General features: G+C 39.6%; 21 protein-coding genes. 16 read left to right on the top strand and 5 right to left on the bottom strand.

From position 1 onward, the window contains the following. Positions 1–121 precede the first annotated feature (121 nt). From V7K84_RS28660 to V7K84_RS28690, 7 genes are all read left to right on the top strand, one after another. On the top strand, positions 122–1,114 hold the full coding sequence (locus V7K84_RS28660; RefSeq protein WP_334843203.1) for an MvdC family ATP-grasp ribosomal peptide maturase: 993 nt from the start codon (positions 122–124) through the stop codon (positions 1,112–1,114). A 77-nt stretch (positions 1,115–1,191) separates the two neighbouring features. Then, on the top strand, positions 1,192–2,169 hold the full coding sequence (locus tag V7K84_RS28665; RefSeq protein WP_334843205.1) for an MvdD family ATP-grasp ribosomal peptide maturase: 978 nt from the start codon (positions 1,192–1,194) through the stop codon (positions 2,167–2,169). 131 nt (positions 2,170–2,300) lie between these two features. Next, positions 2,301–4,400 (top strand): patatin-like phospholipase family protein, encoded by a 2,100-nt coding sequence (locus tag V7K84_RS28670; RefSeq protein WP_334843207.1) that lies wholly within the window; start codon positions 2,301–2,303, stop codon positions 4,398–4,400. Positions 4,401–4,528: 128 nt separating this feature from the next. Further along, positions 4,529–4,933 (top strand): hypothetical protein, encoded by a 405-nt coding sequence (locus V7K84_RS28675; protein WP_322648170.1) that lies wholly within the window; start codon positions 4,529–4,531, stop codon positions 4,931–4,933. Positions 4,934–5,090: 157 nt separating this feature from the next. Further along, on the top strand, positions 5,091–7,109 hold the full coding sequence (locus V7K84_RS28680; protein WP_334843209.1) for an ABC transporter ATP-binding protein/permease: 2,019 nt from the start codon (positions 5,091–5,093) through the stop codon (positions 7,107–7,109). A 28-nt stretch (positions 7,110–7,137) separates the two neighbouring features. After that, on the top strand, positions 7,138–8,817 hold the full coding sequence (locus V7K84_RS28685; RefSeq protein WP_334843211.1) for a GUN4 domain-containing protein: 1,680 nt from the start codon (positions 7,138–7,140) through the stop codon (positions 8,815–8,817). A 38-nt stretch (positions 8,818–8,855) separates the two neighbouring features. Next, a complete protein-coding gene (locus V7K84_RS28690) occupies positions 8,856–9,266 on the top strand; it encodes a hypothetical protein (RefSeq protein ID WP_334843212.1) in 411 nt (136 codons plus the stop codon). A gap of 238 nt (positions 9,267–9,504) precedes the next feature. Here the strand turns inward: V7K84_RS28690 and V7K84_RS28695 are convergent, their stop codons facing one another. Then, complete coding sequence (locus tag V7K84_RS28695; RefSeq protein ID WP_334843213.1) at positions 9,505–11,976, bottom strand: hypothetical protein; 2,472 nt, start codon at positions 11,974–11,976, stop codon at positions 9,505–9,507. A 106-nt stretch (positions 11,977–12,082) separates the two neighbouring features. On the opposite strand from V7K84_RS28695, the gene hisC reads away from it, so the two are divergent. Next, the gene (gene hisC, locus V7K84_RS28700) at positions 12,083–13,132 is read left to right on the top strand and encodes a histidinol-phosphate transaminase (RefSeq protein WP_334843215.1); all 1,050 of its coding nucleotides are present in this window, start codon (positions 12,083–12,085) and stop codon (positions 13,130–13,132) included. Positions 13,133–13,150: 18 nt separating this feature from the next. Here the strand turns inward: hisC and V7K84_RS28705 are convergent, their stop codons facing one another. After that, positions 13,151–15,307 (bottom strand): caspase family protein, encoded by a 2,157-nt coding sequence (locus V7K84_RS28705; protein WP_334843217.1) that lies wholly within the window; start codon positions 15,305–15,307, stop codon positions 13,151–13,153. Positions 15,308–15,482: 175 nt separating this feature from the next. Continuing rightward, positions 15,483–16,661 carry a sulfate adenylyltransferase gene (sat, locus tag V7K84_RS28710; protein WP_334843219.1) on the bottom strand — a complete coding sequence of 393 codons (1,179 nt, stop codon included), beginning with the start codon at positions 16,659–16,661 and terminating at the stop codon, positions 15,483–15,485. 193 nt (positions 16,662–16,854) lie between these two features. On the opposite strand from sat, the gene V7K84_RS28715 reads away from it, so the two are divergent. From V7K84_RS28715 to V7K84_RS28730, 4 genes are all read left to right on the top strand, one after another. Then, positions 16,855–17,508 carry a Uma2 family endonuclease gene (locus V7K84_RS28715; protein ID WP_334843222.1) on the top strand — a complete coding sequence of 218 codons (654 nt, stop codon included), beginning with the start codon at positions 16,855–16,857 and terminating at the stop codon, positions 17,506–17,508. A gap of 124 nt (positions 17,509–17,632) precedes the next feature. Further along, complete coding sequence (locus V7K84_RS28720; RefSeq protein ID WP_334843224.1) at positions 17,633–17,902, top strand: type II toxin-antitoxin system ParD family antitoxin; 270 nt, start codon at positions 17,633–17,635, stop codon at positions 17,900–17,902. Further along, a complete protein-coding gene (locus tag V7K84_RS28725) occupies positions 17,902–18,237 on the top strand; it encodes a type II toxin-antitoxin system RelE/ParE family toxin (RefSeq protein ID WP_334843226.1) in 336 nt (111 codons plus the stop codon). Before V7K84_RS28720 ends, V7K84_RS28725 begins: the two co-directional genes overlap by 1 nt. 361 nt (positions 18,238–18,598) lie before the next feature. Then, positions 18,599–18,976: a hypothetical protein gene (locus V7K84_RS28730; protein WP_334843227.1), complete on the top strand. Its 378-nt coding sequence runs from the start codon at positions 18,599–18,601 to the stop codon at positions 18,974–18,976. A gap of 198 nt (positions 18,977–19,174) precedes the next feature. On the opposite strand, the gene mnmA is transcribed toward V7K84_RS28730, so the two are convergent. Both mnmA and V7K84_RS28740 read right to left on the bottom strand, forming a co-directional pair. After that, entirely contained in the window at positions 19,175–20,230 is a 1,056-nt protein-coding gene (gene mnmA, locus V7K84_RS28735) for a tRNA 2-thiouridine(34) synthase MnmA (RefSeq protein ID WP_334843228.1), read from the bottom strand. Next, the gene (locus V7K84_RS28740) at positions 20,193–20,453 is read right to left on the bottom strand and encodes a hypothetical protein (RefSeq protein WP_334843230.1); all 261 of its coding nucleotides are present in this window, start codon (positions 20,451–20,453) and stop codon (positions 20,193–20,195) included. The genes mnmA and V7K84_RS28740 overlap by 38 nt, the downstream gene beginning before the upstream one ends. 215 nt (positions 20,454–20,668) lie before the next feature. Here V7K84_RS28740 and V7K84_RS28745 point away from each other — a divergent pair, with 215 nt between their 5' ends. The 4 genes from V7K84_RS28745 to V7K84_RS28760 all read left to right on the top strand — a co-directional run bounded on the left by V7K84_RS28745 (position 20,669) and on the right by V7K84_RS28760 (position 24,408). Beyond that, a complete protein-coding gene (locus V7K84_RS28745) occupies positions 20,669–21,640 on the top strand; it encodes a hypothetical protein (RefSeq protein WP_334843231.1) in 972 nt (323 codons plus the stop codon). A 147-nt stretch (positions 21,641–21,787) separates the two neighbouring features. Continuing rightward, positions 21,788–22,762 (top strand): cysteine synthase A, encoded by a 975-nt coding sequence (locus V7K84_RS28750; protein ID WP_334843233.1) that lies wholly within the window; start codon positions 21,788–21,790, stop codon positions 22,760–22,762. Positions 22,763–23,063: 301 nt separating this feature from the next. Beyond that, positions 23,064–23,399 carry a (2Fe-2S) ferredoxin domain-containing protein gene (locus V7K84_RS28755; protein ID WP_334843294.1) on the top strand — a complete coding sequence of 112 codons (336 nt, stop codon included), beginning with the start codon at positions 23,064–23,066 and terminating at the stop codon, positions 23,397–23,399. A 49-nt stretch (positions 23,400–23,448) separates the two neighbouring features. Further along, positions 23,449–24,408, top strand: a complete 960-nt coding sequence (locus V7K84_RS28760) for a DUF5331 domain-containing protein (protein ID WP_334843234.1) — start codon at positions 23,449–23,451, stop codon at positions 24,406–24,408. Positions 24,409–24,411: the final 3 nt, after the last annotated feature.

Genomic DNA, 24,411 nt, shown 5'->3' on the forward strand with positions numbered 1-24,411 from the left:
AAACATGGAGGTGATTGCTTTTTCTAGTTCCTTAAATTCTTTAAAGATTTTTGGGTATCAAAAGCAATTTGTCTGCTATTTATTAATAGCTACCTTCTAAAATTATTCTGAAATAATATTTATGCACCTGTCTCGTGATATTGTTTTATTAATCACCCACAGTGGTGATTTCTTCACAATAGATAGAGTGGCAGAAGCCTTATTAAAAAAAGGGGTGCAACCATTTCGTCTAGATACTGATAAGTTTCCTCTAGAAGTGCAATTAACAGCACATTTTGACAAGTCTAAAAGCTACCACACTATAGAATATAACAACCGCTCTATCAGCACAGAGCAGGTGCAAGCTGTATGGATGCGCCGGATTTGGGAACCACAACTGAGCCAAGAATTAGCGCCAAAATTCCGAGAAGCTTGCGTTAGAGAATCACTTGCAACATTAGATGGTTTTTGGGACAGTCTCAAGGGAGCTACATGGGTAGATAATTTAGAGCGGATAGATTATGCAAGTAACAAGCTGCGTCAACTGCGGATTGCGTCTGAAGTAGGTTTTGTTATTCCTCAGACTCTTGTTACCAACAAAGCCCAAGCAGCACGAGAGTTTTTTGGGCAAGTCAACGGCAAAATGGTGAGCAAGCTGTTAACTTCTCTTTCCCGCAGTATGGAAGCTAACTCTTCGTTTTTTCTGTACACCAGCATCGTGAAAGAAGAAGACTTACAAGATGCTGAGTCACTGCGCTATTGCCCAATGGTTTTTCAAGAGCAAATTCCAAAGCAACAGGAATTACGGGTGGTGTATGTGAATGGTAATGTATTTGTGGGGGCGCTAAATGCAGATGTGTATGCAGCAGCCAAAGTTGATTGGCGTAAACCAGGTGTTGAGGTTGGCACATGGCAACATCACCAGCTTCCTGATGAAGTAGTTCGCCGTCTCAAAGCCTTTATGGGGAAATTTGGGCTGTTGTTTGGAGCGTTAGATTTCATCGTCACACCATCAGGCGAATACGTCTTTTTGGAAATCAACCCTCTGGGGGAGTGGGGAATGCTGGAAAAAGATTTAAACTTACCCATTGCAAGTGCGATCGCAGATGCCCTACTTCAAAGAAAGAATGAATAATCAAAAATTTAATATTTGATACTAGCCTGTGGTAAGCCACCCAAAGGGTGTCTACATACTTCACACCTCATACTTTTATGACCGTATTAATAGTCACGTTTAGTAAAGACAACGAAAGCATTCCTCTAGTCATCAAAAAAATTGAGGCTAGAGGAGAAAAAGCATTTCGGTTTGACACAGACAGATATCCCACCGAAGTCAAGCTAGATATTTACTCTGGCGTTACTGAACGAGTAATTATTACTGATGGCGAACAGAAGCTAGATTTGAGTGAAGTCTCCTCAGTTTGGTATCGGCGGATGCGCTACGGACAAAAAATCCCCGACTCAATGGACAAGCAATACAGAGATGCGTCAATTAACGAATGTCGCGCCACAGTCAGGGGGATGATTGCCAGCCTTCAGGGATTCCACTTCGATCGAATGTCCAATGTGGATCGAGCTAATAATAAGCAACTACAATTGCAAGTTGCACGAGAAGTTGGTCTTGTAACTCCACGTACTCTGACTTCAAACAATCCAGAAGCAGTCAAGCAATTTGCTCAAGAGTGTAGCCAAGGTATAGTTACCAAGATGCTTTCTTCCTTTGCTATTTACGACGATCGGGGGCGAGAAAACGTTGTGTTTACTACTCCAGTTACAGATGACGATCTGGAGAATATGGAAGGACTGCGTTTTTGTCCGATGACGTTTCAAGAAAATGTGCCCAAGGCGCTGGAGTTGCGGACAACTATTGTCGGACACCGCGTATTTACTGCCGCAGTAGATTCCCAAAGCTTGTCAGGAGCTACTTATGACTGGCGCAAAGAGGGGAGAGCCTTAGTTAACAATTGGCAACCCTACGATTTGCCAGAAGATATTGAGAAAAAACTGCTCAAACTGATGGCTTATTTTGGCTTAAACTATGGAGCAATTGATATTATTGTCACCCCTGATGGTCGTCATGTATTCCTCGAAGTTAACCCAGTCGGGGAATTTTTTTGGCTGGAGATATATCCACCACACTACCCCATTTCGCAGGCGATCGCAGAGGTATTACTGACTAATAAAAATTAGGAAATTGAGCCTTGTATATTTTATTGTCTTGTATTTTGAAAGGTGTTAATGAGATTTAACTATTAAGTTTATTTATATTAAATTCTTTATTTAAAATTACGAAATTATTGATATTTGGAGATTAGATTCTTGTGATAAACCTAGTAAATACACAAACAGTTTTAACATTTGATGGGGAAAAGGATTATATAGATTTTGGCAGAAACGATATTGGCGGCGTTTTCGCTCAAGGGAGTTCAGCTTTTACGGTTTCAGGATGGGTAAATCCACATGAATTAACAAATAAAGCCACTAGTTACGGGACGCGCAATGTATTTTTTGCCCGTTCTTCAGAGAGATTCAGCGATAATTTTGAATTCGGCATCAGTGAAACAGGAAACCTAGATGTCTACATTGATGAAACTGTTAGCAAAGGTATCAAAACCTTCGGGCAAGGAGAACTAACTATAGAACAATGGCATTTTTTTGCTATTGTTTTTAATAGTGGTCAACTAACTATATATCTTGACGAGCGCGAATACAACGATTCTCTTAGAGGTTCATCTTTAAACAAAGCCACAAGTTCTGTAACTCTGGGTGCAACCTTACACAAACAGGTTTATTTCAAAGGACAATTAGCAAACATTAGCGTTTGGAATTATCCCTGTACTCAAGCACAAATCCAGACTCATCGTTGTGGGCTAATACTCGGAGATGAATCAGGATTAGTGGCTTACTGGAAATTAGACGAAGGGCAAGGTACAACTGTCAAAAACCAAACTGTAAAGTCTTATCAAGGAAATTTTCGTGGTAATCCTATTTGGACTTTAGCAGAAATTCCATTCGCAACACAATCATCAAATCCAGTTCCATTTGCAGCAGAATTATCCAATCAAGAAGATATTCAACTTGAAGAGATCCAAACTGAGACAGCAGTTATTCCTGAAGAAAATATCTCACCACTAACTACAAGTTTATTAGCAACAACGGTATCGTTAGTAAGCGACGACGAAAACCAACCAAAGGAAATTCAACAGACAGAAGTAAACAGCGAAGAATCCGAGATTATTCCAACCGCGATCGCTCTCGAACCACATGACGAGGAAACCAAAACAGACCAAACTGAAGATCCCGTCAATATCCAACAAGCACAAATATTAACTCAGGAGGAATCGCCAGAAACCATGAATACAAAAACCCGTCCCAAATATAAAATACTTTCCATTGATGGAGGCGGTATTCGGGGCATTATTCCTGCATTACTCCTATCAGAAATTGAACGGCGGACACAAAAGCCTATATTCAGTTTGTTTGATTTAATTACTGGCACTTCCAGTGGCGGAATTTTAGCACTTGGACTAACTAAACCACGATTAAGTTCTGATGTATCTGATAACTTGCCAGTAGCTGAATACACTGCCGAGGATCTCCTACAGTTCTTTCTTGAGTATGGGGTAGAAATATTTTATGAGCCGTTGTTTGAAAGACTACTTGGCCCATTAGAGGATATATTTCTCCAGCCAAAATATCCTTCCGAAAGCAAAGAAGAAATTTTCAGGCAATATTTTGGTAATGCCCTTATAGAAAATAATCTCAAAGAAGTTTTTGTAACGAGTTACGATATCGAGCAGCGAATTCCGATATTTTTTACAAATAAAATAGAAAAACAGCAAATAGAATATAAGAGTTTTCAGAAGTTATGTGGGGGTTTTTCGCTTTTAGATGCAGCATTGGCAACTAGTGCCACTCCGACTTATTTTGCTCCTCATCGGCTTGTAAACCCTCACAATAGCGGCATCCCCTATACTTTAATCGATGGTGGAGTATTTGCTAATAATCCAGCCCATTTAGCTATTTTAGAAGCACAAATCAGTAGTAAACGAAAAGCACAAAAAGTCCTCAATACAGAAGATATTTTAGTAGTTTCTTTAGGTACAGGTTCGCTGACGAGTGTTTACCCTTATAAAGAAGTCAAAAAATGGGGACTTTTACAATGGGGAAGACCGCTTTTAAATATTATGTTTGATGGTAGTAGTGAAGTGGTAGCTGGAGAATTAGAACAGTTGTTTGAACCTACTGATAAAGAAGCTAAAAGTTTTTATTATCGCTTTCAAACATTGTTAGATAGTGAACTAGAAGAAATAGATAATACCAAACTCCAAAATACTCGTCAGTTACAAGCTATAGGCCATCGATTAATATCTCAAAAAAGTCAACAAATCGATGAACTATGTAGTCTTTTGTTAGGATAAATCAGATTCCTTACATCTTGCATTAGTTAGCTGGTACAAGATGTAAGATTTTTAATTTCTTCACAAAAGGAATTAGTAATGACTCTCTTAGTCATGTTTTCACTTTATAAGGATTGTAGGTAAGTACAATGGATGAACTCGTCAAAAAAATTTCTGGTTTAGGTCTTCCTGGCATACTTTTCGTGATCGCAACGGGTGCATCAGGGGGTAATGTCGCTGCCGTTGTCGCTATGCTTTCAACGCTGGGCGGACCTTTAGGCCTCTTAGGAGGTTTAGGCTTGCTTGGGCTGGTAGCCGTTTTAGGGGAATATATAGCGGGATTTGGAATTGAAAATATTCTCAAGCTCGTCTATACAGAACGTAGCAAAACTGAATCTGTCAGATTTCTTCTCAAAGAAATTCAAGAATTGCCCATTTCAGATGAGTTAAAACTCAAACTGAAACATCATATTAGTCCAGTAGTCGTTACTGAGCCTGATCAAGGCCCTTTTCCCAGAACAGTCGAAATTGTTGATGACGAACCATTGACTTAGTACTTACAAGGCGGAAGTCAAAAGGAGCCAGTGCGCCCTTGCAGCTCTGCCAACTTGTTCGCTATCTAAAAGGAAAAATGGCCTTTGAGTCTAACTTAATTCTCAAAGGTCATTTCAAAATTTCTAGTGTAATTAGTAACGGCTACATTTTTAGAATATGCAAACTCCATCTGTGCGTGAGCAAAATACAATAAATCCTTTTTCAACCTTGATTCAATTTTGGCAGGATGTAAAAGTAGTTGCCGGGCCTTATTGGTATCCAACCAAAGCAGAAGGAAGAGCATTTTCAGATGTGATTCGCTCATGGGGAATGCTCATTCTCTTAGTATTATTAATAGTCGTAATTGTCGGAGCAAATGCTGCAAATAGTTACTGGAATCGCTATGTAATTGATATCGTTATTGAACAGAGAGACCTTGATCAATATAATAGTACTTTATGGCTGTCCAGTCTCATTATTGTCGGGATGGTCTTGTTAGTGACTCTTTTGAGATATATCAAAAAAAAAATAATTCTTGACTGGTACAAATGGCTAAATCTTCATGTTCTAGAAAAATATTTAAGCAATCAAGCTTATTATAAAATCAATTTTAAATCTGATATAGATAATCCAGATCAACGCTTATCCCAAGAAATAGAACCTATTACTAGCATTGGCTTGAGATTCTCATCTTCTTTACTAGAAAAATCTTTAGAAATGGGAAGCTCTTTGATTATTCTCTGGATAGTTTCTTCAGAAATTGCAATTTATTTAGTTATTTATACAATTATAGGTAATTTAATAGCTGTTTACTTGAATCAAGGAATAAATAAAGTTAACCAAGAAGAACTTGCATTTAAAGCAGATTTTGCCTATTGCTTAACTCATGTTCGTAATCACGCTGAATCAATCGCTTTTTTTCAGGGAGAAGATGAAGAATTAAATATAATTCAGCGCCGATTTAATAATGTTTTAAAAACTGCTGAACGCCGACTGAATTTGGAGAGGGGACAAGACGCTTTTGGCAGAGCATATCAGTCTGCTATTAGCGTATTCTCGATGTTTATTCTTACACCTTTATTTCTTCAAGATCAAATTGATTATGGACAAATAAACCAAGCTAGTTTTGCTTGCTTTATGTTTTCTAATGCTTTAGGAGAACTAATATCTGAGTTTGGGATTTCAGGGCGATTTTCTGGTTATGTAAAGCGTTTAGCAGAGTTTTCAGATGCGCTACAGGCTGCTAGCAAACAACCAGAGAACGTCAATACTATTCAAATTCTAGAAGAAGAACGTTTAGCTTTTGAGAATGTCACTTTACAAACGCCAAATTATGAACAGGTGATTGTTGAAAATTTGTCACTAGCTGTTGGGCCAGGAGAAGGGTTATTGATTGTTGGCCCTAGTGGTAGAGGTAAAAGTTCTTTGTTGAGAGCGATCGCTGGTTTATGGAATGCAGGAACTGGTCGTCTAGTGCGTCCTCCCCTAAAAGAAGTATTATTCTTACCCCAACGCCCTTATATCATTTTAGGGACTTTGCGCCAACAGTTGCTCTATCCTCACACAGATAGGAAAATGAGCGACAAAGAACTCGAACATATTTTGCAACAAGTTAACCTGCAACACTTACTTACCCGCGTAAATGCCTTTGATACGGAAGTTCCTTGGGAAAATATATTGTCGTTAGGAGAACAACAACGCCTCGCTTTTGCACGGCTATTAATTACACATCCTAGTTTCACTATCTTAGATGAAGCAACGAGTGCTTTAGACTTAAATAACGAAGGTAATTTATATCAACAGTTACAATCAACGAAAACAACTTTTATCAGCGTTGGTCATCGAGAAAGCTTATTTAATTATCATCAATGGGTGTTAGAGCTTTCACAAGGTTCTAATTGGCAACTTGTTTCTATGCCAGATTATCAATTGCAAAAAGGAATTGCTGTTAAACCAGTTGAAAAGGAGCAAATTACGATAGATATTTACCCGAAAAATGAACTTAAAATGAAACCAGAATCAGCAGCAAGCGCCACAATTATAGGACTTTCTCATAAAGAGCTTCAGACATTAACAGACTATTCTCTTAGTACTATTAGAAGCAAGGCTAGTCAAGAAAAGTCTGTGACTACTAAGGATGATGTAACCTACCGCTATAACAAAAACCCGGAGGTATTGAAGTGGGTAAGAGTGTAGCAACTATTTGTATATTTCAAAATAAGTGATGCTAATTAGAAAGCCAAAACAATTAGTTACTTATAAATCTATTACAATTTATGAAAAACCTTATAAATTTCCAACTTTAAAAAATCCCAAACTAAAAAAAGTTCAAAGAAAAATTAGAAAATGCCAAAACTTAATTAGAGAAGGTACCAAATATCATTCTTATTTTTGGGGAATAATCAAATGGAAAAAAGAAATTAGTCAAGGAGAAACTTTAGTAGAGGTTAAATTATTAGTTACAGATTATATTCAACTTCTTGATTCATTAGAAAATTATAAAAATAGTTATCAAAATTTTTTATTAAAATTTATAGATGACTGGAAAAATCTATTTAACCAAAAATATGATGAAATTAGAAAAGTAAATGAACAAAGAAATAAGCTAGAGATAAAAAATCATAAAAATCCTCAAATAATTTACAAGTTAAAATTGGAAAAAGAAGAAAATTTAAAATCTATTTTGCTATTAAGTAATACTAACTTTTTAATTTTAGAAAAAGTACAACTACTAAGTGAAGGAATTAAAAATTTAGCGGAAGATACTAAAAATCAAAAGCAAGCTATTCAGAAAATACTTAAAGATATAGAGGTGTATCAAGAAATTTATGAATACCAAGTCAAAGCTACAAAAATTCGTCAAGAAATCGCAAAAATAGCTGAAACAGCAATTAATCTAGAAAAGTCTCTACAAGATTACTTTAGTCCCTTTCAATCTTTAATAGATGATGTAGTAAAAGTAGATGCAGATTTTTACGCAATTGTAGGAGAAATTCAAAATTTAGCAAGTAGTACGCTAGATTCTCAAGTTAATTTATTAACGATACAAGATACTACTATGTCTCATGACATCCTGAATTTATTAGTGGCAAGTTATGAGAAAAAAGATAGACTGCAAGATGCTTTTTTTCAGTCAAAATTATTAGATTTACAGGTTCATGACTTTGATATAAGTAAAGATGAGATAACTTTAAATCAAGCAATTTACCTCATATCTAATTATATGTCTACTCAATTGGTTGCTCAAAAGAAAGTGCTAGGAATAGAAGAAATAGATATTGTTTATCCTTATCCTCAACTTTTTATCGAGAAAACAGAATTGCTGGAACAACCTAATAATGATATGGAGCTTCTTACAGAATTTAAAAATAATTGGAATATTGATTACAGTAAATTGCAAAACCTTCTTACACAGTACAAGTGGCAAGAAGCTGATATTGAAACAGCTCAATTAATGCTACAAGTCATGGGCAAAAATGATTGGAATGAAGTTTATAAACATGATATTCTTAACTTTTCATGTCAAGCTTTTCATAAAATCGATCGACTTTGGCAACAATACAGTCATGGTTACTTTGGCTTTAGTGTTCAGCAAAGTATTTGGAACGAAATAGGCGGTCAAATAGATTATGAAACAGAAAAAAGACTTGGCGATCGCCTGGGTTGGCGAAAAGAGGGAAACTGGTTAAATTACGACCAACTAACTTTTAAATTATCCCCAACGACACCTATGGGACATTTACCAGTTAAATGGTTACATTATGACCAAAATATATTAAACATGCCTTCACATTCATCTACAACCCCCCTGTCAATGGCAGCTTGGCGAGTTGGATCTTGGCTAGTATGGCAGATGCATTTATTTTTTACTCGTGTCAAAACTTGTCATGAAACTTTACCATAAGTAAATTGCACATTATTTCATAATCAGGGAGAAAGCCAATGAATAATATGAATCTATCTGATACAGAAATAGAAATTTTACTTTTTGGAAAATGGCGTTTTAATACAAATTGGGAAAAAATTTCTATTGAATTTAAAGATAATATGACTTATGAGCAAACTAGAATTCAAACGTTTCTTTTATCTAAACCCAGCGAATTTATCACGGGTAATAAATTTACTGGTGTATGGCACGTAAATGATAGAAGATTATGTTTAATTGTTAAAACTGTTCCTAAATCATTTTTTAATTTGCAATTACTGATATTATCTAAAGTCGATTTAGCAGATATGATAGCTAGCATCTATTCTATATTTATAACAGAGAATTATGAAGTTATTGAAATTGATAAATCAAAATTTTTAATAAGTAACAAAAATGAGAGAATTGCTGGTATAAAAATAAATTAATACTTTTTTCATGCTTGTAATATTAACTTAAAAAATATATGTAAAATATTATATTAAATCTGTATAAGTTATTATAATTTTGTATTTTGGTAGTAGATTTATTAAAATTAACTTACAAATATTAATATGAATAATGCATAGAGAGCTTAAAAAATCTTAGAGCTTGCAAAATTTATTGTGCTAACCTAGTTTAGTGCCACTAAGACTAACTATAACTTGAATTTAACTCGTTTTTACCTTATTTATGTATTCCTTTTGAATGGTTGGGCTTTCTGATAATCTGCATCCCTAAAATTTTTAAAGTACTATTATTATGGTGGATAGTGAGTGATGTTAACTGTTGACCCAAGAGATAAAAGCTACCCATAATACTAACCCAATTGTCCAGTTCGTTTTTTGCTCTGTTAAGCGTTATTGTCGCATTCCTTCGATTATTTGCTCCTTTAAGTATTAAAATACCACCAAAATTAAAACTACCCGATGCAATTAATTTGTTGCTATTAATGCTAGCTGTCATATTGGCAAAGGTGTAGCCTAAAAACTTGAGGCTTCCGGCAATACTGGCAGAATTATTGATATTACCATTAGTTCCTTTGGTCAGAGTGACTGTAGCGCCGTTGAAAGCTAAAATGCCAAAATTGAAATTACTTGTAGCTTGAAACCCGCTCTCGTTCAGGCTGATACCTAACGCGGTGAATTGTTTGCCTAGGAGAGTAACATCGCCTAAACCAAAAACCTTTTTATTAATTAAATCAAGTTTAAAACTCGGAACATTGAGCTTTAGAACATTGCCTAAATTAAGAGCTACTTCATTAATTGAAACGTTCTGAGTGTTAAATGATAAAGTGCCGCTACCTAAAGATTGATTAAAAGCAATAATATTTGCTGTTCCTGTTGCGCTTTGATTCTTCAAATTAACTGTCAGGTTCGGAATAGTCAAAGTCAAGAAACCTGCTAAACTCAGTCGAACCTCCCTCAGATTGACACTATTTTGAGTAACATCAAACATAATGCCTGCTAGGGTATTCCCAAAAACTGAAATTGTTCCTAAACCACTACCACTACCAGATTTTATATCGATACTCAGGGCATCAACATCAATACTCAACAGATTGCCTAAACTCAGGTCAAAGTTTTTAAAGGTAGTATTGGTAGGGGTAATTTTAAATTCAACATTCGCAATTTCGTTGTCCAGAATTTCTAGATAACCATCTCCCTGAAGATACTGCTCACTAGGCGTTACCTTTAAAGATAAATCTAAACTATCATCATCCGTTCCCTTAATTTTCAGAAATCCTAAATCAATTTCCAGAACTTTTAATGAACCAGAAATATTATTAAAAGTTTTATCTCCTTGAAGGATTAAGATTGCCTCATGCCCCCAAGCATTAAGTTTACCATTAATTTCTAAACCTTCTGATATCGCTTGAGCCGCAATTATTGTCGGAAAAGGAACATACTTAATTAAAGCATTAATTTTTCCGTCTCCATCCCCATCAATTGATTCGATGTTTAAGTTTACTAAGCCTTCTAAAAGCCCTAGTGCTTTCTTAACTAAATCGGTTGAATAACCTACTTGTTTGCTAAGAAAGGAAGCGACTGGCCCCCGCCACAAATCTATTAAGCTAACCGCTTGCTTGGGATTTAAAATTAAAGCTAATCTTTCAGGATCGTTAGTGTCCATCAGAAAAGCTACCTCAAGGTCTGTTTTTTCCCATTTCAAATCACCAATGAAGCCAAAGTTATCGAAGTAAGGAGGTAAATACGTTCCGCCTCCTTGAAACCTGATATTGCGAAGTTCAGTTCCTACCAATCCATAGGGATTCAACCAAGATTTTTCACCTTGCTGACAAAAGTATGCTGTTAAAGATTCGGGTTCGAGAGAGAGACTACCAGAGAGAAATAGTTTAGGTTCTTTTTCTTGGGTGGGATCGTAGCCTTGAAGAATCAAATTTCCAGTTAATCCAAAGTTTGGCTCTAAATCAGCCCCAATATTTAACCCTATGAGCAAGTTATTAAAAGTAGCTTTAAATTGTTGCTGGGAAAATAACTGAATATCACCTGCAATATTACCTGTTAAACTAACCTGTCCTGCCGGATTAAAGTTAATTATGGCTCCTAAACATCCAATTCCTAAGCTTTGATGAATAAAACTGCTGAAATTTGTCTGGAGATTATTGAAATCAATGTTTCCAATAAAGTTGAATCCTCTGCTTAAGTTAATGCAACCTAATTTTGAATGTATAACAGAATGTTCAACATCAGTGATAATTAGCTCTGGATTGCTTAATTTTAAATCGTTGATAATAGGAAGCTGACTCGCTAGGTTACTAAAAATAAAATCTTCATTTAATTTATATTTTAATGTAGTTTGTTTGCCAAAAAATAATTCAATATCTTGGTTGTTTAGTAATCCTTTAAAGCTGAGTTCAACTTCTTGATGAAGTTCATAAATTTTATATTGTGGTGCAGATATTCTAATTTCAGGCTTGCAAAATATTTCAAAAATGATTCTATAAAGCGCCACATTCATGTGTGGAACTGTACTATGGATGTTAAAAACTTTATCTAAATTTAACTGCAAATCATGGTCAAAATCTAAATAAATTCCTGAACTGGACGAGGCTAAATTTACCTCATCTGAAAGTCCAAGTTTTGATTTGATAGCATTAGGTAAGGGAATTATTGTGAAATTAATGCTATTAGTCATAAAGAAGTCGATGTAAATGTTTTTAACAGATTGGTTTAGAGGTTATTTATAGCAAAGCGGGCGCTCTGTTACCACCGTAGACATCCCACCCAATTTACCATGCCCTATGACCAACTACTTTCGCTCTAATGTTGATGCAATGGCTAGCTACATTCCCGGCGAGCAGCCTCAACGCGGTACACAAATTATTAAACTTAACAGCAATGAGAACCCCTATCCTCCTTCTCCTGCGGCATTAGCTGTGCTACGAAATATTGATGGTGAGTGGTTGCGGCGGTATCCAGAACCTTTCGGGGGGGAGTTTCGGCAAGCTGCAAGTAAAGTTTTAGGAGTTCCTAGTGATTGGATAATTGTCGGAAATGGCAGTGATGAATTGTTAAGTGTGGTGATTCGAGCCTGTGCTGAACCTGGAAAAAAGGTAGTTTATCCGATGCCTACTTACGTGCTATATCGCACATTAACAGAAATGCAAGCGGCGGAAATTATTGAGATTCCCTACAGCAAAGACTACAGTTTACCAAAGGACGAATTAGTTGCTGCCAATGGGGCGGTAACATTTATTGCGTCGCCCAATAGTCCATCGGGGCATGTGGTGGCAACAAATGATTTGCGAAAATTAGCCAGCCAGTTATCTGGAGTTTTAGCGATTGATGAGGCATATATAGATTTTACCGAAGAGAATGCATTGGCTTTGGTTAAGGAATACGAAAACGTCATTGTGCTTCGGACACTATCTAAGGGGTACTCGTTGGCAGGATTACGATTGGGCTTTGGGGTGGCGAATCCTAAACTTTTGCAGGGATTGTTTAAGGTTAAAGATAGCTATAACATTGATGCGATCGCTTGTGCAATTGGTACAGCTGCTATCACCGATCAAGCTTATAAAAATGCTTGTGTAGCCAAGATTAAAGCATCACGGACTAAGTTAGCAACAGACTTGAAACAATTAGGTTTTCATATCTGGGATTCCGAAGCTAACTTTTTGCTGGCACAGCCAAGAGAAGGAAACGCAGAATATCTCTATCAAAAACTCAAGGAACAGGGAATTTTAATCCGCTACTTCAAGCAGCCTGGACTAGATGATAAATTACGCATCACTGTTGGGACAGATGAGCAAAATCAGGCTTTAGTAGAGGCACTAACTAGAAATCTTTAATTATTCACACCCACTTACTTACAACACTTGAAAACTAAAGCTAAGACTTGCCCAATTATTCACATCCAAGCGATGTGAATCGGCTGTTGTGACGTTCATCTCCGTTTTGAGGGTACTAGCGTTATGTAAGTCTTGTAGCAAGGCTTGTACAACGTCTAAGGAATTCAATAATGGGCCAATTGGCCCTTGTTCGGCTGTGGAATACTTGGCAGTGTTCAAGGCGGCGAGAGTTCCGTTAAAGGGGGTAGTACTAAAAATCAGTTGGTGTTCGCACTCAGAAGCTGGCCCTGAAATCACCCATTCGGAAGCAGTATTCGTTTGGGGTAGGGTGAGGGTTTCACCTGGAGCGATGACGACTTCTTTAAGCAGAGGCTTGGTGTCTGCGGTGTTTGGTTCTTGGGGAGTTTCCCAAGAATAGAAGGCGATCGCTGTATGATTATTATTTAATCCTAGCAAGATTAAATATACTGGGCGATCGCTCTGGTTTTCTACCCGATACTGCATTCGACTACCGATAGGGACAATCGGAGTAGGGAGTGATTTTTGAATCGAAGTTTCTGTTTTGAAAGTTCGTACTGTTTCGCGCTGCATGATGACGCGAGGCGATATGTTATTAATTATTTCTAAGGTTGCCTTGAGAGCCAAGCGGGAAGAACCTTGATTTTCTGTCAGCCGCCATAACTTGGCTGCTAACAAGGTTGATAATTTTGGCGCTAACTTTTGCACTGTTAATTTTACAGCTTCTCCTGCTTCCCCCGTGGCATTAGAAATTAGTTCGCCACCAAGAGAAAATAAACCATAGCGACTAGGTGTTTGCTGTAGTTTGGCAAATAAATAATCAGCTGGTTTTTCCCCTGCAACTACGGTGGAGACATGGGGAAATGCAGCAAAGGCACTTGTAGCATCTACCCGTTCAATTCTTTCCAATCCAGTATCCAAAGCAATTATTAAATTAATATTTCGGGCTAAAACCCGGACTGCTTCTTGGACAAGTTGCCCGACTTGTAGGGAATTTGCACCTTCTATTTGGGTAATTTGCGCTTTTGCTGTTAACCCAGTCCGCGATCGCAATACTAATTCGTCTGTTGTTGTTGCTAAGGTAAATCGAGAATTAACTCCGTAGTATAGCAGCACTTGTGGCGGTAATCCTGCTAACCACAGCTGGACTGTTTTGCCGTCTTCTTCAATGGCTGTCACCGCGCCTTCTGCACCAATGATATTGTCTGGCAAACCTAACCCCCCAGCCCCCTTCCCTACAAGGGAAGGGGGAGAATTCAAAGCCTCTCTCCTCTTAGGAGAGAGGTTTTCCAGATTCCCTGGTTGTTGTCTGCTACCCAATTTGGATAGAGAATTTTCTACATAGGAGAGAGCGACTTGAATTCTGGTAGTTGGAGTGAATTCCCACAAATACTGCGTCAAGGCGTAAGTAAATAACCCGGCACTAAAACCAGAAAAGAGTTCTTCCCTGGCAGGCTGCTTGGGATTTGAGGTAGCTGCTAAGACAATCGGCGTGCTGGGTAACTTTTGAGTTTTAAGTTGTTGGAGAAAGTCGAGTTCTTCTGCTGCTAGCTTTGCCTCTACTGATTCTGGAAGGGCACGAACTTTTAATCCTAATACTGGGGTTGGCGCATAATAGCTAGTATCTAATACTGCTGTGACTCGATTTGTAGGGAGCGATCGCAATAATAGCAGTAGAGTTTCTTCTAATATATAGTTGACTATTTTTTCATCTTGTGATTTGGAACTAGCATTAGCTGGCACCAGAGCATTTTGCATTGTCTCTGGTGATGTCTCCAATTTGACACGACTACCATAACCGCTAAAGTGAAAGACGACCACATCATCGGGTTTAGCTTGCTTACCCAGATGATCCAAAAAAGTCGCCTCAATGAATTCCCTACTAGCTTGTTCCTCAGTTAAAGTTAGGATATCTGACCCTTGGAAACCAAAGCGATGAATCAAAAGCTCTCTTTGTAGTTCCACATCCGTCAGACAACCACTGAGGTCTGGAATTTTTGGGTATTGGTTAATACCTATTAGTAATGCCAATTTACGCGGACTGGGTTGTGCCAAAGCCTGGTAATAGCGATTTCCCAAAGACAACCACTCAGCTTCAGTTATCCCCAATACCGCGAGTATTGAGCCAATTCTCTCTAAAAACGTGCGACGTTTCATAATTAGCTATCAGCCCTCAGCTATTCAGTTAGCAGCTTACAGGGCTGAACTCTGTATTGTAAAGTTACAAAAACGTGGAGAGTGGAGGGGCAGAGGGGCAGAGGGGCAGGGGAGCAGGGGGAGAATTCGTAACTCCTAACTCTTCTCCTAACTCGGAACTGTTTTGCCCCATGTCCTAAGCTGGTACTTCTATTCGCATTGCCCGCGCCAACTCTGCTGCTACCTCTGGACGAGAAAATTCTGGTGGAGGTAATTCACCGCGCCGCAGCATTTCTCTAACTTTTGTCCCTGATAGGTGAATGCGTTCTTCTGGCCTGCTGGGACTGGTTTTAGATGTTGCCATTTGCTTAGTGCGCGTGCAGTAAAAAGCGTGTTCAAATTTCATCGGCACAATGCCTAATTCACTTGGTTCAAATTCATCAAAGATATATTGAGCGTCGTAAGTGCCGTAATAGTCACCGACACCAGCATGATCTCGTCCGACGATAAAGTGAGTACAGCCGTAGTTTTTGCGGACTAAAGCATGGAATATAGCCTCACGAGGCCCAGCATAACGCATTGCGGCGGGATTGATTGCCAAACTTACTCTGTCTAAAGGATAGTAATGTTCCAGCAAAATTTCATAACAGCGCATCCGCACGTCAGCGGCGATATCATCTTCTTTTGTCGCCCCGACTAATGGATGCAAAAATAAACCATCAACGATTTCTAAAGCGCACTTTTGAATATATTCATGAGCGCGATGGATGGGATTGCGAGTTTGAAAGCCGACGATGGTTTTCCAACCCTTGTCTTGAAATAGTTGCCGTGAGGCAGCTGGATCGATTTGGTAAGTGGGAAACTGGGGATGAGGTTCGCGTTGCAACAACCAAATATCACCCGCCAGATGTACAGTACCTTGGTTATAGAGTACCTGCACGCCGGGATGTTTGACATCATCAGTGCGGTAGACTTTGATTGCTTCGCGGGTTTTGTCGTAGTTATACTTTTGCGTGAGTTGCAAAACTCCGATAAATTCGCCTCTGGAGTTATCCAGACGGATTAAGCTGCCTTCTTGTAACGGGGAAGCTACTTCTTCGCTTACCGATAGTGTAATCGGGATTGACCACACAAGACCGTTAGCTAATCGCATTTCTGTCACAGTGCGATCGTAGTCTTCTTGGTTCATAAAACCCGTCAGCGGACTAAAAGCACCGATCGCAATCATTTCTAGATCGGAAACGGCGCGATCGTCAAGTTGCACTCGCGGCAAAAAGTCAGCTTTTGAGAGAAACTCTGCTCTTTGTTCTGGTGTGGCGATACGGTTAACCAACTGTCCGCCGTGGGGGGCTATGGCATCTGGATTTTGACTCAACGTAATCCCCTCTTTGTATTAACTGTTATTGTTTCAGATTATGTACTAACTTATCAAATGCTGGTACGTAGAAAAAAAGAGTTTAGGAAATGGAGGAAAATTTTGCAACTAGCCTGTAAGCGAGCTGATTAGGTTAGGCTAAAGCTAATCCAGCCTCAAGTTTCAGAATAGTTCCTTTATAAGGAAAATGCTTATGACTGCTGTATCTCCCGTTGTTAAACCTGTTAGCCAAATGCGGCTAGCGCCTGGTAGTACAGTGAATATCCAGGATATCAGTTGGGAGGAATTTGAGTCTATTTTGCAAGAACTGGGGGAAAAGCGATCGCTACGAGTTGCTTACAGCAAGTCTACGTTAGAAATTATGGTTCCTCTACCCGAACACGAAAAATCAAAGGACTTAATTTCGGATATTGTAAAAATCTTGCTGAAGATCGCAGGGAAAAGTTATGAACCCTTTGGTTCAACCACCTTTAAGCGGGAAAATATAGCGGGGGTAGAACCGGATGCTTGCTTCTACATCCAAAATTACCAAAGAATGATTGGTCGTCGCAAACTGGAACCAAACGATCCGCCTCCTGATTTGGCAATTGAAACAGATGTGACATCAAAAACAACTCTTGATGCATACGTTGCGATCGCTGTTCCAGAACTATGGATTTACGATAGTAAAAAGCTGAGGATTTATTCACTCAGGGATGGACATTACATCGAATCAGATAACAGTCCTAACTTTCCAAATATCCCTCTAACTCAAATCGTTGCCGCTACAGTTGAACGAGCTTGGCAAGTAGGAACCGTACAGGCTTTGAAAGAATTTGAAGGGGCATTAGATAGAAGTAGTTTTTGATAAAGAGTACGTAAGCGTAGACCACCGCAGGTATAGCTTTTGCTAATTGATCCTTGTATGGCAATAAATGGCATAAACTGCCATAAAATAATATTATGAAGGAAAAATTAGGGAAGTTGTGCCAGTGAAAAGTATAAATATATCTCTCCCTGACGCGATGCGGACTTATATAGAAGAGAAAGTGGCAACTGGTGGTTACAGCAGCGTCAGTGAATATTTTCGTGAGTTAGTGCGCCAAGACCAAAAGCGTCAAGCAGCTGAACGTTTGGAAGCAATGCTTTTAGAAGGTCTAAATTCTGGGAATGCAACTGAGATGACTCCTGACGATTGGGAAGATATACGCCAAGCTGTGCGGGAAAGAATCGCCAAGCATAAAGGGTCAAACCAAGATTAATGAGCGACGTAAGCAAACGACCCCAAGTCATCCGCGACTTGATAGAATTAGCGACTTATATTGCAGAAGATAGCTTGGAAGCTTCAGATAGGTTTCTTGCAGCAGCAGAAACAACTTTCAAACAACTGAGTAAAATGCCAGGAATGGGAAAACCTTGTCAATTCTCTCATCCTAATTTAGCTGGTGTTCGACAGCAAGCAATAAAAGGATTTAAAAAGTATCTTGTTTTTTATCTTTCTTCGGATTCGGGTGTAGAGATTCTTAGAGTTATTTATGGCGGACGAGATATTGAAGCAATCTTGGATGAAGATTTAGGAGAGAATGACTTGGAATAATAATTACGAGTATTTTAAGGTGTCACTTTTAGGATAAGCAATCCAGTTCCAGAATTATGGATTTTCCATAGTAATAAGCTTACAATTTATTTGCCCAGAGATGGATAATGAGAGCAGTCCCACGTTTCCAAATATCCCTTTGACTAAGATTATTGCCGCTACAGTTGAACAATTTTGGTAAGTAGGAAGTATACAGGCTTTGGAGAATATTGACACGTATCTCGGCGGCCACCCCATTTCTAATGACTTCTGCAAAATAAAATAGTTCACCAAGTCTTTATACAATTTTTGATGTAATCACTGAGGATTAAAAAAAATATTAGGGTCAAGCTAAAAACAGCGAAACAACCCAAAAAAGTATATGTTCCTCAAGAAAATTACAGCATTCATTATAATCACTGGAATTTTAATATCTGGAAGTGCAAATGCACAACAGACTGAAAGATATAGATATTTAGGTACTAACAAAGTAGGTGAACCCATCCTACTTGATACACAAGAAATTGAAGGAACTGAATTTAAGTTAATAACACGTCATGCAAACAAAATTTTTAAAATGACTTTTTATGCTGTTTGTGGGGACTCTCGATTAACAATGACTAATATGGAAACTTACAGCGAGTCAGGGCAACTATTAGGACAAGATGAGACACCCGAAGAAATAACCTTTAAGTCACAATCTGCTAGTGGAATGGGAATGACCTATGTGTGTAGAAAAATAGGTGCAAGAGGTTGGTAAAAAGGCTACGACTTAATTTTTACTAATAATGTTGGGTTTCGTTCCTCAACCCAACCTACGCAGATTAAGGCTTTTGGCACTAACCCAAGCGTATTGCAATTTAGCTGATGTTAGACAGCAAGCAATAAAAGGAATAAAATACCCCTCCTCGCTGATGAGAAGGGGCGGTTTTAGCAGAAGCCAAAATGAGGGTAAGATTCAACTAAACTGTTCAATAATTCCGCCACCTAACACTTTTTCCCCGTTGTACCACACCGCAGCTTGTCCGGGGGTGATGCTGATTTGGGGTTCATCAAACACCAAACGCACACGGGAGTTTTCCAACGGAATCACTGTCGCTGGTGTAGGTGTTGAACGATAGCGAATTTGCACTTCGGCATGAATTGGGGTAGATGGTTCGGCAATGGAAACCCAGTTTACCCGATTTACAGTGCATTCTGGCTGAGTTACCTTAGTGCGATCGCCTACTACTACTTTATTATTTTCCGCATCTAATTCAATCACATACAACGGTTCGGCAGCCGCAATCCCCAAACCCTTGCGCTGGCCAATGGTGTAGTGATGGACACCATCATGCTGTCCTAAAACTTTGCCTGTAACATCGACAATATCGCCTGTTTTGGGAGCTAAATATTTATCCAAAAATGCCCGCATGGAACCGTTACTTTCCACTAAGCATAAGTCTTGACTTTCTGGCTTGTCAGCAGTTTTCAGTCCGTATTCACTTGCAATTCGCCGCGTCTCAGTTTTTTCTAGTTCGCCCAAAGGAAATATAGTTGCTGCAAGTAAATCTTGAGATAAATCATAGAGGAAGTATGACTGGTCTTTGTTGCGGTCAACAGCCCTTAATAACTGGTAACGTCCAGTTGCTTCGTCATAGCTAATTCGGGCATAATGACCAGTGGCAATGCGATCGCACCCCAATTCTTCACGAGCATACTGCACCATTGGCCCAAACTTCACCGTTTTATTGCACTGGGAGCAAGGCAAAGGTGTAATCCCAGCACTGTAACCAGTTACTAGGTAATCGACAATATGCGTCTGAAAGACATCCCGAATATCTACAACCTGATGGGGAACGCCCAGTTGTTCGCAGAGTTCAGCCGCGTCGATCATACCTTCAGAGCAACATTGACCTTTGCCTTTCATTAGCCAAAGAGTCAAACCAATCACTTCATAGCCCTGATGGTGCAGGATAGCTGCGGCGGTGGAACTGTCAACGCCACCAGAAAGACCAACGACGACTTTTTTCATACAAAGCACGACACGATAGCTGCGTGGTTGTCCAATTGTAGCATACACTCTTCAAAGCCTTGCTACTAAAGCGCTTCAGTTTTAAAGCAGCAGGCAGTGTTTCGACTACGCTCAACAACCAGGCAGGAGGCAGGTGGTCACTGAGCGTAGTCGTTGGCGCAGCCTCTCGTAGAGAAGTGAGGCAGGAGGCAGAAAGGAAGAGAATTTGACTTGTTTCTTCCATCCATAACGGAAGCAAGCGCGTCCGTAAACAGCTTTCATCTAAGATTAATTACAGATGTATTTTTTGCCACGCAGATGAGGTAACTTTACGTTAACGCTATATAGTTGCTACAACGGTGAACTAATAAGTTCCTGAAGGAAATTACCTAAAAATACTGTGACTACTTTCTAACTATTATGTCGAGAGGAATATCAAGTAAATTTATCCCATTTCAGATGCAGCGCCGAAATTCTCAGGGTTGGAAGCCCACTATTAGACTTATCTTTTTGTTAGTGGGAGGATGGTTAGTACTGATTCCCTACTCTACCCCAGCAAAAGCACAAATTTCCAACAGCAACGTATTACTAGCTCAAGAAACTGGTGAGATTTTACCGCCAACGCCAATTCCCTTTGGTCAACAGCCATCACCGCAGTTACAACCGGCTCAAGCAGAGGATTACAATCAACCGGAAGTGAACTTTCAGCCCTCCCAACCAGTACAAGACACTCAATTGGAGCAGAATTTTCAGCCTTCCCAACCATTACCGAACAATCAATTTGAGCAGAACTTTCAGCCCTCTCAACCATTACCGAACAATCAATTTGAGCAAAATTTTCAGCCCTCTCAACGTTCACAGTTTAGTCAATATAACCAGAACTTTGAGCGCTATTTAGTTTACGTTGATGGCAGTGATTTCCAGACACTACAAGCAATACGTCAGATTGAACCCAGTGCTTACATTCGCCAGTTCCAAGGCCGAACTGTAATTCAGTCAGGAGTTTTTAACAGAGTCGCCAACGCCCAACAACGGGTGAATGAGCTACAGTCACGAGGCATATATAACGCCCGAATTATCAGCTTTGGTAACGGACAGGAAATAAATGCAGACAATGGCAACTATAACTATAGAGACGATAATTATAGAGACGATCGCAATAATATAAATGCTAATAGGCGCTCTTCTAGATATTATGTCGCCATTCCCACCACTTCCGAACAGTTACCTGCGATCGCAGCACAAGTTAGGCAGAATCTAAGCGGATATACACAAGATTTAGGACGATCTGGTGGAATCCTCGAAAGGACGCAACCACGGGGCCCACACGTAGCGGTAGGGCCTTTCCAAAATCGATTCCAAGCTGAGGAATGGAACAAGTATATACGAAAGATCGGATACGGTAATGCCAGGGTTTACTACGGAAAGTGAATTAGTAGGGAGTTAGAGTGAGATAGGAAGTACACCAACAGCGATCGCTCCAATGTAAGTATCATAGAATTTTAGGCAAATCAGTTGTAAATCATGCTACGGGTATAAGCCAAAATTTTTATAGAGACTCACACAAGTACAGTCAAAATGGATATAAAGAATGGCTTCGTTGGCGCTGTTGGCAATACCCCTTTAATTCGCTTAAACAGTTTTAGCGAAGAAACAGGGTGTGAAATCCTTGCGAAAGCAGAATTTCTCAATCCTGGGGGTTCCGTTAAAGACCGCGCCGCACTTTACATCATCGAAGATGCAGAAAAGAAAGGTCTACTCAAACCTGGTGGCACGGTTGTAGAAGGAACCGCTGGTAATACTGGCATTGGACTAGCACATATTTGCAACGCCAAAGGCTACAAATGTCTAATTATTATTCCCGATACCCAGTCACAAGAAAAGATAGATGCACTAACAGCACTAGGAGCAGAAGTTCGTCCCATCCCCGCTGTACCCTACAAAGACCCGAACAACTACGTCAAGCTATCTGGTAGAGTCGCTGCTGAGTTGGAAAATGCTATTTGGGCAAATCAGTTTGATAATTTAGCCAACCGCCTCGCTCACTACGAAACCACAGGGCCGGAAATTTGGACGCAGACAGATGGTAAAATAGATGCATGGACAACTGCAACTGGTACTGGTGGTACTTATGCTGGTGTAGCATTGTACTTAAAAGAACAAAATCCAGCAATTAAATGTGTTGTAGCCGATCCACTGGGTAGTGGACTTTATAGTTATGTCAAAACTGGCGAAATCAAGATAGAAGGAAATTCCATCACCGAAGGCATCGGTAACGGTCGCGTCACAGCCAATATGGAAGGCGCACCTGCTGACGATGCCATCCAAATCGATGACCAGGAAGCTTTGCGAGCAGTTTACCAACTGCTGAGGAAAGATGGGTTGTTAATGGGCGGCTCAACGGGTATTAATGTTGGGGCAGCTGTTGCCTTAGCGAAGCAATTGGGGCCAGGACATACCATCGTCACCATCTTGTGTGATAGTGGTTCCCGGTATCAGTCGCGGATATTCAACCCGGAATGGCTAGCCTCAAAAGGACTTTCAATAGATTAGTCATTGGTCATTAGTCATTAGTCATTAGTTATTATTCACTTGTACTTAGCGTAGTCGTTGGCGCAGCCTCTCCAAGAGTTTATTGGTCATTCTGACTTTTCGCATTATGTGGAAAAGTCCACCAAAAACCTAACCCCCTAACCCCCAACTCGTCGCGGGAAGGGGGAAAATTCAAAGTCTCTCTCCTTTTAGGAGAGAGATTTAGAGAGAGGTTTTCCAGATGCCGTGAAAAGTCAGATTGGTCATTAGCTTCCGACTTCCGACTTTTGACAAATGACAAATGACAAATGACAAAGAACAAATGACCAACATTACTCAACCATCAGACTTCCCGATAATAGACCAACACTCTTCTAAATGTGTGCGAGTCTGTCAAAATCGTACTTGTAAAAAGCAAGGTGCAGCCAAGGTTTTAGCAGCTTTTACAGCTTTGCCAATCCCTGGTGTAACTGTAACGGCTAGCAGCTGTTTAGGACAATGTGGCAATGGGCCGATGGTGCTGATATTACCGGATATGGTCTGGTATAGCGGGGTTCAACCGGATGAAGTATCTCTACTGATAGAAAATCATTTGCTAGGTGGTCAAAGAGTCAAACAGATGCTCTATTATCGGTTTCATCCCCAGAAATCAAGCTAAATTTTTAATATCAAGGTCTGCAATCTTGTTGACTGAAGTGAGGCATCCAATGAATATCCAGCAGCTGCGTCAATCCTTAAAACAAAAGTGGCTTATTTACTACAAGCAAAATATTTCCTGGCTGGTCAAAATGCGAATTTGGGCCACTTACGATGGTCTGCGTCGTCCTTTGTCCGGTTTTATTTTGGCAACACTGTCTGTTTTAGAACCCCAGTTTGATGAAATACTTTCTTTTATGGTGGATCTGAATAACGATCCAGATAAAATAGTCGCTGCTTTAGGTCTTAACTTCAATCCTGATGAAGAGTTACGTTTAATCAAATCAGACCATTCTATAACTACCAGTCAAGTTGAAAACGAGTCGGCAGATGAGAAGTATTCTGAGGATAAACATCTGTCATCGGTTGAAACTGCTACCAAGATTGCGCCTAATTCTCTCGCCAAAACTCTAGACTACAACTTGCCACGCGCCGATCGAGTTGTCCGATCGTTTACAGCTACTACTGAGGTAAGTCGCACACGCGAACCTGAGTTGGTAGTAGCAGCAACTAAAATTGCTCCTGATACTCCGGTAAAAACACCATCCTCCGGTTTGCTAAGGGAATATCAACTAGTACGTTGGCACTCTGGTCAGTTACCTTCAGGAGCATCGGCGACAATGACCAGTCAGGTTAACAGCAAAGCCAAAACTATGCCATCTGTAGCATTAGCTACCGAAGTTAAGAGCAACGCGCCATCTAGCCGAATCCCTGTGGATGCATCGTTGGCAGTTACCAATGAGATTTCTACTAACGGCAAACCAGTGCGATCGCCCCTTGGGCGGCTCCCTTCAGGAGCATCGCTAGCAATTACTACTGAGGTTAAAAGTAACGTCAAAGATCCGAATATTCAACCACAAGAAGTTAAGAGCAAAGTGAATTTACCAACTACAAATGCGCGTAGTATAGCTTCTTGGGTAGATGAATTTTGTTACGGCGCTAGGGAGAAAGAGAAAGATATTTTGATTTGAATT

The sequence above is a fragment of the Nostoc sp. genome, assembly GCF_036917315.1.
Lineage (GTDB): Bacteria > Cyanobacteriota > Cyanobacteriia > Cyanobacteriales > Nostocaceae > Nostoc.

Excerpts from the sequence above, each read along its gene's own strand:
- V7K84_RS28660 (WP_334843203.1), top strand. The coding sequence starts at position 122 with ATGCACCTGTCTCGTGATATTGTTTTATTAATCACCCACAGTGGTGAT.
- V7K84_RS28665 (WP_334843205.1), top strand. The coding sequence starts at position 1,192 with ATGACCGTATTAATAGTCACGTTTAGTAAAGACAACGAAAGCATTCCT.
- V7K84_RS28675 (WP_322648170.1), top strand. The coding sequence starts at position 4,529 with ATGGATGAACTCGTCAAAAAAATTTCTGGTTTAGGTCTTCCTGGCATA.
- V7K84_RS28680 (WP_334843209.1), top strand. The coding sequence starts at position 5,091 with ATGCAAACTCCATCTGTGCGTGAGCAAAATACAATAAATCCTTTTTCA.
- V7K84_RS28685 (WP_334843211.1), top strand. The coding sequence starts at position 7,138 with ATGCTAATTAGAAAGCCAAAACAATTAGTTACTTATAAATCTATTACA.
- V7K84_RS28690 (WP_334843212.1), top strand. The coding sequence starts at position 8,856 with ATGAATAATATGAATCTATCTGATACAGAAATAGAAATTTTACTTTTT.
- V7K84_RS28695 (WP_334843213.1), bottom strand. The coding sequence starts at position 11,976 with ATGACTAATAGCATTAATTTCACAATAATTCCCTTACCTAATGCTATC.
- hisC (WP_334843215.1), top strand. The coding sequence starts at position 12,083 with ATGACCAACTACTTTCGCTCTAATGTTGATGCAATGGCTAGCTACATT.
- V7K84_RS28705 (WP_334843217.1), bottom strand. The coding sequence starts at position 15,307 with ATGAAACGTCGCACGTTTTTAGAGAGAATTGGCTCAATACTCGCGGTA.
- V7K84_RS28715 (WP_334843222.1), top strand. The coding sequence starts at position 16,855 with ATGACTGCTGTATCTCCCGTTGTTAAACCTGTTAGCCAAATGCGGCTA.
- V7K84_RS28725 (WP_334843226.1), top strand. The coding sequence starts at position 17,902 with ATGAGCGACGTAAGCAAACGACCCCAAGTCATCCGCGACTTGATAGAA.
- V7K84_RS28730 (WP_334843227.1), top strand. The coding sequence starts at position 18,599 with ATGTTCCTCAAGAAAATTACAGCATTCATTATAATCACTGGAATTTTA.
- mnmA (WP_334843228.1), bottom strand. The coding sequence starts at position 20,230 with ATGAAAAAAGTCGTCGTTGGTCTTTCTGGTGGCGTTGACAGTTCCACC.
- V7K84_RS28740 (WP_334843230.1), bottom strand. The coding sequence starts at position 20,453 with ATGGAAGAAACAAGTCAAATTCTCTTCCTTTCTGCCTCCTGCCTCACT.
- V7K84_RS28745 (WP_334843231.1), top strand. The coding sequence starts at position 20,669 with ATGCAGCGCCGAAATTCTCAGGGTTGGAAGCCCACTATTAGACTTATC.
- V7K84_RS28750 (WP_334843233.1), top strand. The coding sequence starts at position 21,788 with ATGGATATAAAGAATGGCTTCGTTGGCGCTGTTGGCAATACCCCTTTA.
- V7K84_RS28755 (WP_334843294.1), top strand. The coding sequence starts at position 23,064 with ATGACCAACATTACTCAACCATCAGACTTCCCGATAATAGACCAACAC.
- V7K84_RS28760 (WP_334843234.1), top strand. The coding sequence starts at position 23,449 with ATGAATATCCAGCAGCTGCGTCAATCCTTAAAACAAAAGTGGCTTATT.